Source organism: Streptomyces mashuensis, from assembly GCF_014654785.1.
Lineage (GTDB): Bacteria > Actinomycetota > Actinomycetes > Streptomycetales > Streptomycetaceae > Streptomyces > Streptomyces mashuensis.
The window spans coordinates 1-12,512 of record NZ_BNBD01000020.1 but is presented as its reverse complement, the minus strand read 5'-3'; the positions used below and the strand labels follow the sequence as shown (position 1 = coordinate 12,512).

Annotated in this window: 16 protein-coding genes; 7 read left to right on the top strand and 9 right to left on the bottom strand. The window is 68.5% G+C overall.

What is annotated here, in order from left to right; genetic code table 11:
• Positions 1–360 precede the first annotated feature (360 nt).
• The 7 genes from IE305_RS29635 to IE305_RS29610 form a co-directional block, all read right to left on the bottom strand.
• On the bottom strand, positions 361–690 hold the full coding sequence (locus tag IE305_RS29635; protein ID WP_229891694.1) for a hypothetical protein: 330 nt from the start codon (positions 688–690) through the stop codon (positions 361–363).
• Positions 691–1,140: 450 nt separating this feature from the next.
• Complete coding sequence (locus tag IE305_RS29630; RefSeq protein WP_190132902.1) at positions 1,141–1,626, bottom strand: hypothetical protein; 486 nt, start codon at positions 1,624–1,626, stop codon at positions 1,141–1,143.
• A 789-nt stretch (positions 1,627–2,415) separates the two neighbouring features.
• Positions 2,416–3,144, bottom strand: a complete 729-nt coding sequence (locus IE305_RS29625; protein WP_229891693.1) for an NUDIX hydrolase — start codon at positions 3,142–3,144, stop codon at positions 2,416–2,418.
• 625 nt (positions 3,145–3,769) lie between these two features.
• Positions 3,770–3,910, bottom strand: a complete 141-nt coding sequence (locus tag IE305_RS33280) for a hypothetical protein (RefSeq protein ID WP_229891719.1) — start codon at positions 3,908–3,910, stop codon at positions 3,770–3,772.
• 109 nt (positions 3,911–4,019) lie between these two features.
• Complete coding sequence (locus IE305_RS29615) at positions 4,020–5,138, bottom strand: NUDIX hydrolase (protein ID WP_229891692.1); 1,119 nt, start codon at positions 5,136–5,138, stop codon at positions 4,020–4,022.
• A 52-nt stretch (positions 5,139–5,190) separates the two neighbouring features.
• Positions 5,191–5,316 carry a hypothetical protein gene (locus IE305_RS33605; protein WP_268255955.1) on the bottom strand — a complete coding sequence of 42 codons (126 nt, stop codon included), beginning with the start codon at positions 5,314–5,316 and terminating at the stop codon, positions 5,191–5,193.
• The gene (locus IE305_RS29610) at positions 5,300–5,815 is read right to left on the bottom strand and encodes a type 2 periplasmic-binding domain-containing protein (RefSeq protein ID WP_190132901.1); all 516 of its coding nucleotides are present in this window, start codon (positions 5,813–5,815) and stop codon (positions 5,300–5,302) included. Before IE305_RS29610 ends, IE305_RS33605 begins: the two co-directional genes overlap by 17 nt.
• Positions 5,816–5,900: 85 nt before the next feature.
• Here IE305_RS29610 and IE305_RS29605 point away from each other — a divergent pair, with 85 nt between their 5' ends.
• The 3 genes from IE305_RS29605 (at position 5,901) to IE305_RS29595 (ending at position 7,374) form a co-directional block, all read left to right on the top strand.
• A complete protein-coding gene (locus IE305_RS29605; protein WP_190132900.1) occupies positions 5,901–6,332 on the top strand; it encodes a VOC family protein in 432 nt (143 codons plus the stop codon).
• Between the two features lie 200 nt (positions 6,333–6,532).
• Positions 6,533–6,919, top strand: a complete 387-nt coding sequence (locus tag IE305_RS29600; protein WP_190132899.1) for a hypothetical protein — start codon at positions 6,533–6,535, stop codon at positions 6,917–6,919.
• Positions 6,916–7,374, top strand: coding sequence for an NUDIX domain-containing protein (locus IE305_RS29595; RefSeq protein ID WP_229891690.1), 459 nt, complete (start codon positions 6,916–6,918; stop codon positions 7,372–7,374). The genes IE305_RS29600 and IE305_RS29595 overlap by 4 nt, the downstream gene beginning before the upstream one ends.
• 253 nt (positions 7,375–7,627) lie before the next feature.
• Here IE305_RS29595 and IE305_RS33275 read toward each other — a convergent pair whose 3' ends face one another.
• Complete coding sequence (locus IE305_RS33275; protein ID WP_229891688.1) at positions 7,628–8,098, bottom strand: hypothetical protein; 471 nt, start codon at positions 8,096–8,098, stop codon at positions 7,628–7,630.
• Between IE305_RS33275 and IE305_RS33270 the strand changes: the two genes are divergently transcribed.
• The 3 genes from IE305_RS33270 (at position 8,021) to IE305_RS29580 (ending at position 9,876) form a co-directional block, all read left to right on the top strand.
• Positions 8,021–8,320, top strand: a complete 300-nt coding sequence (locus IE305_RS33270) for a peptide deformylase (protein WP_308440288.1) — start codon at positions 8,021–8,023, stop codon at positions 8,318–8,320. The two genes, IE305_RS33275 and IE305_RS33270, sit on opposite strands and share 78 nt — an antisense overlap.
• A 203-nt stretch (positions 8,321–8,523) precedes the next feature.
• Positions 8,524–9,114 (top strand): hypothetical protein, encoded by a 591-nt coding sequence (locus IE305_RS29585; RefSeq protein ID WP_190132898.1) that lies wholly within the window; start codon positions 8,524–8,526, stop codon positions 9,112–9,114.
• Positions 9,115–9,510: 396 nt separating this feature from the next.
• Complete coding sequence (locus IE305_RS29580) at positions 9,511–9,876, top strand: hypothetical protein (RefSeq protein ID WP_190132897.1); 366 nt, start codon at positions 9,511–9,513, stop codon at positions 9,874–9,876.
• A 157-nt stretch (positions 9,877–10,033) separates the two neighbouring features.
• On the opposite strand, the gene IE305_RS29575 is transcribed toward IE305_RS29580, so the two are convergent.
• Positions 10,034–10,447: a DUF5959 family protein gene (locus IE305_RS29575; protein WP_190132896.1), complete on the bottom strand. Its 414-nt coding sequence runs from the start codon at positions 10,445–10,447 to the stop codon at positions 10,034–10,036.
• A 199-nt stretch (positions 10,448–10,646) separates the two neighbouring features.
• On the opposite strand from IE305_RS29575, the gene IE305_RS29570 reads away from it, so the two are divergent.
• Positions 10,647–11,936, top strand: a complete 1,290-nt coding sequence (locus IE305_RS29570) for a DUF4241 domain-containing protein (protein ID WP_229891684.1) — start codon at positions 10,647–10,649, stop codon at positions 11,934–11,936.
• Positions 11,937–12,512: the final 576 nt, after the last annotated feature.

Genomic DNA, 12,512 nt, shown 5'->3' with positions numbered 1-12,512 from the left:
CCGCCGCCTGCCGGTGACGCAACGGTCTTGTGTCATCGGCCGGTGGCGCCTCGCTCGCCACATCCGCCCGCGAGCCCGTGTCACGAGCCACCCGCCCCTCCTCCTGGACCACCCGCTTCACCCAGACCGTGATCAAGAGCCGGCCCTCGACTGAGTCGCTGCCCTCATGCCGCGTACGGTTCACTGAATATCGCCGACTTCATGCACCGGAGACTGCGCGTGCTGGCCGTTCACGGAAACCACCTGGCCCCGGTAGTGGCCAGCCCTGCCGGGGTGCCGCCCACTCCGGCAGGCCCGCAGCCCCGAGGCAGAGCTGATGTTCCAACCGCAGGACCGCTGTGTTGTGAGTGCCGTCGTCCCTCAGATGAGCCAGCACGCGGCGGTGACGGTGGCTACCACTGTCATGGTGGCCATCGTGCCCAGGGTGATCCCGGCCCGTGCCCGGATGCGGCCGGCCCGCTCGTCGCCGCGCATGCGTCGAAGGGCGATGCAGCCTGAGCCGACCGCCCAGATTCCCAGGGGGAGGATGGAATAGACGGGCAGGAGGCGGAGCTGTGGCGGAACGGATTCCGGAAGCAGGGGGCAGCCGGTGGCCAGGACGGCAGCGGTGCCCAGCACGAGTGACCAGGTGCCCGTCAACTGCGGAACATCCTCGTCTTCGACCGGATCGGCTTGCTGTGGGGAACTCATGGTCCGGAGGCTAATGGCGGACAGCGAGTCCGGCCTGAGCGCGGCTACCTAGATGACGTGAGTAGGCCGTGTTGTCCGTCCTGTGAGGTAGCGTCGACGGCAGTGATTTCATTGCGTGCAATTCGGTCACGCCAGTATCCGGGCCAGTGACGCCCGCGACTATCCCCGTCCGGGGCGCCGAGCGGTGTCTTCCAATGGTTTGTTCGTTCCCGGGTCCTTGCCGCCGCGGTGGTTGCCCTTCCCGTCGTTCGTCGCGCCCTTCCCCGTTCCCATCCCATGGCCGGTTAGCGGGGCCGGAAGAGGACCAAGCCCGACGCTTTCTGGTTCGGCCCTCGAGTGCAGGGCTGGGTTTGCCTCCTTACGTGTCTCGGAGAAGGGACCCAGGAGGGGGAAGGAATGTGGTTGATCGTGCTGTGTGTCGGGCGCCCCGTTTTCCTGTATTGCGCGGGCTTACTGGCAAAAGGCGTAGGTCCGGACGGGGTCGAGGTGCAGTTCGTAGGGCCCGAAGCAGTCGGCCGCGAGCGTCGCGACGGGAACACCACAGGGGCAGGCTCGGCTGAGCCCCTCGTTGCCTGCCGGTCCGCAGCACCCGTCGCTGTTCTCCCAATTGGGCAATGGCTGAAGGCCGACGGCATCGTCGGGGTGCAGCAGCACTGTCCGTCGGCTGCCCGCCGAGATAACGAAGCCTTCCTCCCGGCAGACCATAGGCCCCCGCGACTGAGCCGGCTTCGGATCCTCCTGATCGTCCTGCAGGACGTAAGGAGGCCCCCAGGGCTCGGGATCGATCGCGTAGCAGCCCCGCGGAACGGTGGAAGGCGCGCGGCGTGTTTCCTTGTCCCGGTCGCGCTCGTCGTCGGAGACGTCCGGGATGGCGGCAAGCTCGGCCAGCTCCGGCGTGATCGCGGTGCCGCACTTGGAACAGAGGAAGACGGTCATCCCCTTCTTGTAGTCCTTATTGCTGCCGCTTCGCATCCTCATTTCGCTGCTCGGAGTCGATGCGCGCGACGAGGCCACGGAAATCGGGCATGCCAAGATGGACGGCGGGGGTACCGGGCCGCGATGCCGCGCATCGCTGCGAGCTTGTGCTCTGCGGCGGCAAGGCTGGCCGTGATTGCGACGACCTCGCCGAGCCAGCCCTGTTCCTGGACTTCCCGGAGCCGGTCGAGCAGGTTCGCGTAGAGCCTTGCCAGCCGAGGCAGCTGCTTGGAACCTGGCCGCAGGACGGGGCAACGGATGCCGCATGCTCGTCAGCCGGACCGCGTACCGGAGCCGGTTATGCGCACGCGGCTTGGCCTGCCCCACTCCTCGGTCAGCGCCGTCGAGGAAAAGCACCGCCCCCACTCCGGCGAATGGCGCCCCTGACAAGCCCGTATCTGACTGCCTGCTCATCCGAGGAGGAACTCGACCATCACAACAGCTCTCCGAAGGCCGACACACCGGCCGGCGGCCTCCGGACCACGGATCTTCAGGGCGGTCCAGCCCAGGGGTCTGCTTCATCACGCGGAAGGTGTGACAGATGCCGAAACGTCGCAGGACCACCTGCCAGCACCAGCCGACGTCAGCCGCAGGGGCACCCCTCCTGAACCACCACAGCCATACGGCTTGGTATCGGCTCTGGACGGAAGGCAACGACAATTCCAGGCGGATGACCGTGCCTTCGATGACGGGGTAACGCGGCGATGGAAAGCACCCCCGAGGCACCATCTGACAGGCAACCCGCCACGATCACCGTATACGGTCAAGGCCAGCAGCTGAGACCGGTGGTACACGAGGCCTTCGCCGGCCCCGTGACCCCGCTCCCGCCGATACTCCCCGGCGCGAAACCGCATCGTCGTGGCACCGGTGCGTGCGCGCCGGGAGGCACCGGGGCCTGGTGTCCCGCCTCAGCGCCGCCTCGAGCGAGGGCCTACGCACGCGTGTGAGGTCAGCACCAGGTGTAGTTCTCATCCGTGACCGCTGGCAGCGCAGCGTTGCTGACGGCGGCGTAGGGGCTGGCGAGGGTCGCGAGGGCCGGGCCGATGGGCGGGAAGAAGGGTGAATGGGTGGTCTTGCGGTAGTCGATCCACTCGATCGCGCCGGTCTCGAATATGTGCCGTCCTCAAGCTCGTCGTGCTCCTCGGTGGCCAGAGCCGCCCGGATGTCTTCGCTGATGTGGAGCCGGTAGAGCAGGTGGATTTTGCGCGGGGGCGGCGTGGAGCCGGGACGGGAGACACGCTGGTCGACGACCCACAGCAGCTCCGGCTCGCTCGCCTGTGCCGTGTCGAGGGCGAGTTCTTCAAGGAGTTCGCGGCGGAGTGCGGTGTCGAGGTCCTCGCCTGGCTCGACGTTGCCGCCAGGCGGGGTGTAGTGGACGGAGCCGGGGCGGTCACGGCGGATGAGGGCCACGTCGGTGCCGCAGAAAACGATGGCGCCGGTGCGGATTTTGATGTGGGAGAACGGTGCTGGGCTGGTCATGCGCCGCAGTATCGCGGTGGGGCGGCCGGCGCCGGGCGGGAACCAGGCAGGTTCCCGCCCTCGGGCGTCGGCCACCGTAGGGCGGGCGGGCAGATGGCGGCCGGACCGGACAGGGCGAAGTCCTTGCACCCCTGGTCAAGGTCGGCGTGCTCGAGGCCACCGTCGGATGAGAACGCGGCGGCGCAGGCGGCAGCCGATGGTGCGCGTCGCGGGGGAGAGGTGGCGGGGGTCGACTGCCTCGACCAACAGACTCGGCTTGGTCGCGTCCGGGTCTTCATCTTCGAACACCGTCTCATGAGTGAAGGCCGGATCCCCCGCAAGCAAGGCGCACACGAAATAGGGCCCGCGCTTCACCCGAGTGGAGTGGGCGCCAAGATCCATCGGCCGCCGCTGCGGCCAACCCGCAGGCTCTCCCGCTGCGGCGGGGATCACGCTTGCCCACCGGTGCCGGCCAGCTGCGTTGAAATCGGCTCCTCCAGCTCTGCCATCGTGCGCCGGAAGGCGCCGGCCAGGTCGACGTCGTACAGGTGGGCGAGTATCAGCACGGACCAGAGGCAGTCGGCCAGCTCGTGCGCCAGGGCAGCGCGCCCTCCCGGGACCTGCCGCGCCCTTTCCTCAGCCGTGATCAGTTGGCCAGGTCCCCGACGTCTCCCATGAAGCCGAGGAGGAATTCGTCGCGCCGCCAGACGCGTCGCTCGCGGCGGTTCAGTTCGTCGCACAGATCGTAAATCTCGACCGCTCGCTGCTGCATCTCGTCAAGGTCCACGGCAGATCCTCCTCCTCACGGGCGTGCTTCTCGTCGCGGAGTCGACGCGAACAGTGTCCGGGCAGTTGCGCAGCACCGACGCGGCAGTGTTCTTTCCGGCCCTGCGGTGCTACCGAACCGCAGAGCCCCGGGTGGGCCGGTGCGACGGGAGTTCGGTGAGCGGTTGCCGGGCTGGAGCCGGCATGCCGAGCTTCTCCCGGGCGGCGTGGACGGCGGCCAGCTGCGGTGCGGCCTCGCTGCCCCAGTCGAAGAGCTGTGCCGCTTGCTCGGGCGTGGCCAGGAGGCGGGTGTAGGTCTGGCCGGTGGCCTCGTCGAGGCTCGGCGGTTCCCAGTCGGTGATAACGGCCGCGTACCGGGCCCGGGCACAGTGCCGGTCGGTGGTGTCGTCGTGGAGGTAGCCGAGGTAGAGCGCATTGCCGATGCGCATCCTGGCCTCCTCCCACGCCTCGCGCCGGAGCGTTCGTGCCGGATCGCCGTGATCAGCCGGCTCGACCGTGCCGCCGGGCAGGCACGCCGAGCCGGTGTCCTGGCCGACGAGGACGAGGACCCGGCCGTCCTCCGAGAACAGCCAGCCCCAGGACTGCCGAATGGGGAGCTCGGCCGGCACGGGGCCGGCATGCCAGGGCCATAGCTGGGGTTTGCGTGGAGTGCGCAGCACCTCAAGGTCGTCGAGGCATGTCGGGGCGAGGGGCCGGCCGTCTTCGAGGATCGCGGTGCCGGTGCCGTTGATCCGCGCGCGGAGCGCGGCCAGGGCGCGCCGGGCGTTGCCGGGCGGCATGTGGTGGGGGAGGAGCGCGGGTTCGACGCAGCGGATGCCGGTGACTTCCCGTTCTGGCAGGCGGATCCGGGTGATGTCGTCCTCGGATAAGGCCCCGCCGTCGAACACGTAGATGACCTCGCCGGGGAACCCCTGCGGGTAGCCCGGGGTGCCGGGAAACACCCAGTCGACGGCCAGAGTGCGGGAGAAGCGGCGGATGAGTCCGAGCTCCTCGCGGATCTCGCGCGCAACAGCCAGGGAGGGGGCTTCGCCGGCGTCGATGGCACCGCCGGGAAGCAAGCACGCACGGCGGTAGTCGACGTCCTCGAGGAGCACCCGGCCACGGCCGTCGGTGAACAGAGCCGATACGCCGCTCCACAGCACGCTGCGACTGGCCATGTACTGCGCATCGGTCATTCTGGGCCGCCCGGGCTTGGCGTTCTCGTCGGAGTCCTGGCTGAGCAGGGCCATGAGCGACGTCCCTTCTGTCTGGTGAGCGTCATGTCCAGCAGGGTGATTGCTGTCAGGGGCGGTGGGGGAGGGCGTGAAGGAGCTGCTCGGCGGCGCGGCGGCCCACGGCGTCGGTCTGATGCACCGCCCCGGTGGCTCGGATGCGGATGGCGGTGTGGCCGTCAGGGGCGAACACCACGGCGTGGACGGTCACCGTGTCGCCGGTGAGGGTGGCATGGACGCAAGGCCGCCGTCATGCAGATGCCGCGCCGGGCCGCAAGGGTGGCGCGTTCGGCGACGAGTGCGGTGGCGGTGGCCGGGCGGATGATCGGCGGGAGGACATCGCAGACGGTGGTGTCGCCGGTGCGGTATTCGGCGACGACCATGCCAGCACCGGAGGCCGGGAGCCACAGGGCCGGATCGAGGATCTGTGTCGCTCGGTGGGCCTGGCCGAGGCGGTGCAACCCGGCGTAGGCGACGAGCAGCGCGTCGAGTCCGCTGCTGCCGTCGTCCAGGCGGGCGATGCGGGTGTCGGCGTTGCCGCGGACGAGCACCGGCTCCAGTCGCGGGTGGTGCTGGCACAGTTGGGCGACGCGACGCGGGGCGCTGGTCCCCACCCGGGCGCCTCGCGGCAGCTCCGCGAGAGCACAAGGCGGTCGGCCGGCGGATAGGACGAGGGCGTCGCGCCATCCCGACACAGCAGCGGGTAGCAGCCGCCTCCTCCCGACAACGTGCGGACTTCCCGACCTGGGGAGATGAGCAGGGCCCTGTTATCGTGCGCCGATGTCAACGATCAAACAGTTCCAAGTGACCTTCGACTGCGCGGAGCCTGCGCGCCTCGCCGCCTTCTGGTGCGAGGTGCTGGGGTACGTCGTGCCGCCGGTCCCGGAGGGCTTTGCCACGTGGGAGGAGTACCACCGCTCGCTGCCGCCCGAGGATGAGATCTACTTCGCGTGCACTGATCCCTCGGGTGTGGGCCCGCGCTTGCTCTTCCAGCGAGTTCCCGAAGGCAAGGTCGTCAAGAACCGGGTGCATCTCGATGTGCGGGCCGGCGCCGGGCTCGTGGGTGAGGAGCGCCTTGTCACGCTCGAGGCCGAATGCGCACGGCTGATGGCGCTCGGCGCGAAACACGTGCTGACGCAGCGCGCCGATGGCGTCAACGAGTCGTGCATCACGATGCAGGACATCGAGGGCAACGAGTTCTGCCTCGACTGATTCTCCTCCGAGGCTGCGGGAAGGGGAGCCGTCTCCGGCCTTCGGTAACATCGGGCCAGCGGATATCGCCTGCCCCGATGTTCCCCGAGGCCGGTCTCCCGTGGACCACCTCTCGCTGCGGATACCGCCTCTCGGGCAGGGCTGCCTATTCTGCACGCAGCTGCTCGAGTGTGCGGTCACCGTGGGGCCTGCTGGAGGGTGTGCCGGGCATCCACGTCACCGATCTGCCGGCAGCGGCACGGCCGTCGTGGTACGCGTTGCCGCTGCGCTACGAGCCGGCCGAACTGGGCGGCCTGCCGATCGGGCGGTTCCTCGACGCCGTCCACGCCGAAGACGCCACCGAAGTGGATGTCCCCGGCTTCACCTGCCCGCTGTACGCCCATCCGCTGTTCCGCATCCCCGGCGCTTTGCTGCCCGGCTACGCTGACGGCCACCACCTGCCTGCCGACGGTTTCCCGGCAGCGGAATACATGCACGCCACGACGCTGAAGCTGTCGGTGTGGCACCGGCAGGGCGACGTACACCTCGCCGACGCCTACACCACCGCCATCGCGAAAGTCGCCACCCACGCGAAGGGCCTGACGTGACCCCCTCCACCGTCACCCCCGACCTTCTGGACGACCTCCTCCACACCGCCGCGCGCGACGGCATCGAGAAGACAGTCGTCGGCGCCGTCATCACCGATCCCGACAACAAGATGCTGTTGCTGCACCGGCCGGCCGGCGACTACCTCGGCGGCCTGTGGGAGCTGCCCTCCGGCGGCGTCAAGCCCGGCGAGAGCCTGACCGAGGCCCTGCGGCGCGAGGTCGCCGAGGAGACCGGCCTGACCGTGACGGAGGTCGGCACCTACCTGGGGGACTTCGACTACCGCTCCAGCTCCGGCCGCTCCACCCGGCAGTTCAACTTCGCCACCGCCGTCACCGGGCAGACGGTCAAACTCACCGAGCACGACGCGCATCTGTGGGCCGGTGACGGCCAGCAGGGCGAGGTCTCCAGCGCTGTCCGAGCCGTCCTGGACACCTGGCGCCGGCAAACGACCTGACCTCCACCACGGGCAAGGTCCCGGCATGCCGCCTTCGGGCGGCGGCGGGGGCCCTGTGCTGCACGCACCGGCGTCCCAGCCGGGCGTAAGCTGAGGCTGGCCGGTCGAGAGCGCCGGTGCCAGTGGTGCCGGGAACCGATCGTGGCGGCTGCCCGCGCGTACGCCCTCTACAGCGGCCTGGCCTGTACGGCCCGGTTTCGACGCGACCGACGCCAGTACGGCGAAGGGGCCCCGACCGGCCTGTACATGACCCTCAACGGCCCGGACCCGAGCGCCGTGCTGCCCCGTCTGCGGCCGCCGCTTCCTGCCAGGCGGCGGACACCGCCGCGACGCCCGTCTTCGACTGGCCGGCCTGCTGCATCGCCCCACACCGCGCGCGCCGGTCCGGCACGCGCCTACGCGAAGGCGTTACACCGAACTCACGGGTACACACCGCTGTTGACCCGCTGACTGGCGCAGACACGCTCGCCGAGTCGGGGATGGCCCGGTCGCAACCGGGAAAGAAGACCTCGAGGCCGCCTGTCCCTTCGACCTGCCGGACGAGAAGGACACTGCCGAGCAGACCGTCGAGACGCTGTCCGTTTCGATGAGTCGGATCGCCTCCGTCCACCCCTTCGCCAAAGGCATGGGGATTGCGGCCTAGCAGATCGGCATCGGTCGCGCGGCGGCCGTCGTCCAGCCGGCCGACCCAGCCGCCGCGGCGATAGTTCTGCTCAACCCGCACATCACTGCCGGCTCCGAGGAAATGGACGAGCAGTACGAGGGCTGTCTGTCCTTCTTCGACGTCCGCGGCATGGTTCCCCGCCCTCTGACGATCAGGCTGGCGACCACCGAACTGGACGGCACCGAGGTGACCACGATGTACGAGCGAGGGCTCGCACGGCGCGCACGAGATCGATCACCTCGACGGTCTGCTCAACACCGCCCGCATGCGGCCCGACGTTGAGCCGATTCCCGTGGAGGAGTACCGGCAGACCGGACGTGAGTGGACGTACGACCACTAGCCCCCCAGCTATGGCCTGTGGCCGGCCAGGCAGGTACGAACTCAAGGCTGATCAGGACCTGTCTAGGCGATCGCGACGTGATTACCCTTGCCCCGTGACTGATCACGTCGGCTCCGCACCAGATCGAGGACCAGCACACCGCGTCATGACCTCGCACCCGGACGCCGTCCGGGCCCATGCTGCTGCCGTCTTCGACCTCGATGCCAGGTTGCCCGCGGGGGTCTTCCGGAAGCTCGCCGACGAGGCGGTGTTCTTCGAGTTCGATCTGCTGCTCACCCCAGACGCCTGGCCGGCACTCACCGCGCTGGCCAGGCTGCACGGCGACCGGCAGATCGACCTGCTCGTGGTCGAGGCGGAGGGCATCGCCGGACCGGCGCTGTCGCTGTCCGTCGAGGCCACGCCGGGCGACTACTGGGCGGAGGTCGGGTTCGATCCGGGCGGGGAAGCCCTGGACTCGGTCACCATCGCGGCGAAGACAGTCGCGCTGACCGGTCCTTCCGGGCGTTGGGGCTGTTGGGGCGAACGAGGCCCGGAGCTCGCCGTCGTCCGAGGCTTCCCGGACGAGGTCGCGCGGCAGCATTGGCTCGTCCGGTACGGGCCGTTCGTCGACGCAGCCCACGTGTTGGCGTTCTGGCTGCCGCAGCTTTTCCCGAACCGGCGCGTCCCCGACGCGTACGCCGCCGAGCTGGCCGCCCACTACGGTGTGCCGCAGAGGAACCGGGAGTCTTCTGCCTGATCGTGCGACGTCGCCTGTCTTGGCCGTTGGCCAGGGTATAGGCCGGGGCGATCTGACGGATGACCGCGGCCTCGCCCGACTCATCGCCCACCAGAGCGATCACCTCGACGGCCTCCTGTACACCGCCCGCATGCGGCCCGGCGTCCAGCCGATCGCCGTGGGGAGTACCGGCAGAGCGGCCGTGAGTGAACGTACGACCAATAGCTCCCTCACCCCTGCACCTGTGGCCCGCCGGGGCGGGTGCGCCCGCAAGGCCGAATAGTTCCTCGCCTTCGTCGGCATATCCGCAGACCTCGTCGGATACGCCGACTCACCAGATGACGCACAGCAGCATCAGCCGATCCTGGAACACTCAGCAGTGTGATCGGCTGGATACGCAGGACCCCGCGGTGGGCAGTGGCACTGATCGTGCTGTACGTCATCGTCCTGGTCGTGGGCGCCGCCTCCCACGTCGCTGCCCTCTTCCTACGCGGACTCCACCCTTACCCGTGGGCTCCGCAGTGGCTGAATCTGTTCTGGTCATCCTTGGCGATCTTCGACCCTCTGGCAGCGGCGCTTCTGATGTGCGGCAAGCGAGCCGGAGTAAACCTCACGTGCGGCATCATGGCAACCGATCTGGCCGCCAACTGGTACGCGGCCTACGGCATCCAGCACACCACCCTGTCCACGCAGCCAGGGCTGCAAAGGCTGACGGCCTTCGCCCTCCTCGTGTTTCTCACTGCGCCGTTCATACACTCTCGCCTCCGACTCTTCACCACCTGAAACAACGTCGAGCAGCGGAACACCATCGATCGGCGCGTCAACCATTGGAAGAAGGCCCCAGGCCGACCCCGTGGTGCGGCAGACAGTGAGCGCCGATGAGACCGCACTCAACCTCGCCGCCACCTGATCTGGAGCAGGCACTGACAGGGGTAGGGGTTCAGCCGTCCCGCCCGAGGAGCCTGCTCACGGCATCAAGCCTCTGACGCGCCTCCTTGATCCAGTCCTCGTCCATGTCGAGCGGGACTCTGACGGAGACCTGGGTCTGTGGCGCATCGTGGACCTCCACCACGTAGGGGTCCTCTGCGATGAAGCGGAGGTATCCCTGGCGGCCGGCGGCCGGCCAGTCGACGGTGAGTGCCTCCCCTTCAGTGGGCTGATGCTCATCCGACTCGATGCGGTCCAGTGCCTCAGCCCACTGATCCAGGTCTTCAAGCGTCACGTGGATCCGAAGCTGTGCGTTCACGAGGTCGCTGGTGATGACGATGTCGGCGGCGTAGTAGTCCGGCTCCCACGCAGGCAGGTGGTGGACCAGCCTGACGCTGACAACCCGACTCCAGTCAGACAGGCGCATCAATTCAAGAGAAGCCGCTTCATCCACCGGATGAGTCCCCCAGAGCCACTCGCCCCGCCATCACCCGCCCGATCAAGAGACGCGCTCTGGCCTCCGCATCGGCCCTTGTCAGTGGCGGTGTCTATTGTGTTCGACCGGATCAAGCAGAGCAGGCGGTGGCGGTATGGGTGGGGATCAGGGACCGGGGACGGTCATCGAGGTGGCGTACGCACAGGCGTGGGATTTGGAGGCCCGCGCATTGTGGCGGCCCTTGACTGCCGAGGCGGCGCGGGAGCGTGATGTCGCTGGGCTGCCGTACGTCGTGGTGTACCGGATTCCGGGGCAGGAGGTTCCGCTGGAGGTCCGGCTGGTTTCCTGGCGGGACCACTACGTCGGCCTATGGGTCTATGACGACCAGGGCCGGCGCACCGACGAGCTGGACCTGCGGCTGCTGGACGATCCGGACCGGCTGCTGAGGCGACGTACCCGCAGATGGCAGTACACCGAGCCGGATGTGGCGGAGTTCGACGAGGAGTGCCCCCGCTTCGCGATGGAGCTGTTCCCGGACGGCAAGGGGTTGATCACGCAGGAACCCCGAGGCGGGCGCGGGCGGGGAGAGACAGTGCCTGGGGCCGACGTAGAGCGTTGGCAGGTACGTCCCGCGTTCGGCGACTGGCCGGTGGCCAGTTTCCACTGGCGGGGACTACCGGGACCGGTCGCGCTCCAAGCCGTGGCGCTCGACTCAGGCGCGGCTGCGACGCCCGACGGTACGTCCGAGGTTCCCCCTACCTGTTGGCGACCACCGCTCCCCGCGCAGCCCGGACCGCTCGACGCCCTGTTCCGGCCCGGGACGCGTGTGACCAACGGGTACTACACCGATATGACAGTCGTGGAGCCGCGCCGGACCGGGACCTTGCGGGTGCCGAGCGGCCTGCTGGCCGTCTCTGGTCCGGATTACCCCTCTGATCAAGGTCCCGCCATTACGGTCCCTGTCCCACCGGGGGAGTATGCCCTCGAAGAAGCAGAGGTCGGCATCGGCTATTACTGCGAGTGGAGCGAGGGCTGGGTGACCCGTACAGACACCACAGCAGTCCGGCTGCGCATCAGCGAGATCCCCGCTGCGTCCTGGGAGATGGGCCTGGGACCGGATGACGACCCCAGGCTGCTCGCAGAGGACGAAATCTTCGGCTTCAACACTGACGGCGCTACGGGATGCTTCGCCGATGCCGGGGCTTGGAAGCCGCTCCACCGGCTCTTCGAGCAACACCTTGTCCTCAGGGAGCCGGGAGTCGGGGAGAACATACCCGACTCCATATACCTCCTGCGGGTTCAGGACGAGGCATCCGGCGGTGAACTGGTCGCCTTCGCGACGACCGGCGACGGTACCTACCCCGTATGGGTGGGGCGCTCCGCGGACGGGGAGGTAGCCGAGGTGGTGGTGCTGGTCGGCGAGATGCTTACGCCGCTCGAAGACGGCAGTGCTCACGGGGCGCAGGCGGCGCCGGCTTGAGATTGGGGCGAGCAACGGGCGTCACGACATGGGATAGCGCCGACGGCGTGAGTTACCACGGCCCTCTTGAGCGCTGAGACTGCGGAGACATGGCCGACCCTTCGCCCGTGTCGGTGGACAGCTCGTGTGTGAGACGCGCGACGACGCAGGCAACGCCATCCGCGACGACCTAGCGAGCGAGGGCCGACGAGGCGGGGCAGTGGCCATAACAATGGCGAATCGTCTACAAGCAGGCCAACAGCTCACGGTTCAACGGCATCGAGGCCCAGCTCCCTGGCCTGCGTCACTTGGCCCTCGACGGCACAGAGCACCCACTCGCAAGACCCAGGGCAGCATGATTCGCCGTTACGTCGTCGGGTGGAAACAGAACACTGCTGACAAGCACCTCAAGGTCACCGTAAGAGGGCCAACGCGTCTTGACCTGCAAGGGCAACAGGCAGGGTCACCACAGGTGGAGGAAGCTCCGGACGTCGTCATAGCCGTCCTGGGCCCGACCGTCTACGTCCGCTGGGTCTGCCTCAGAGGCTGTTGTCTTTCCGAGTCTGACGACTGCGTTTCAGCTGGTCAGGGGTAGGG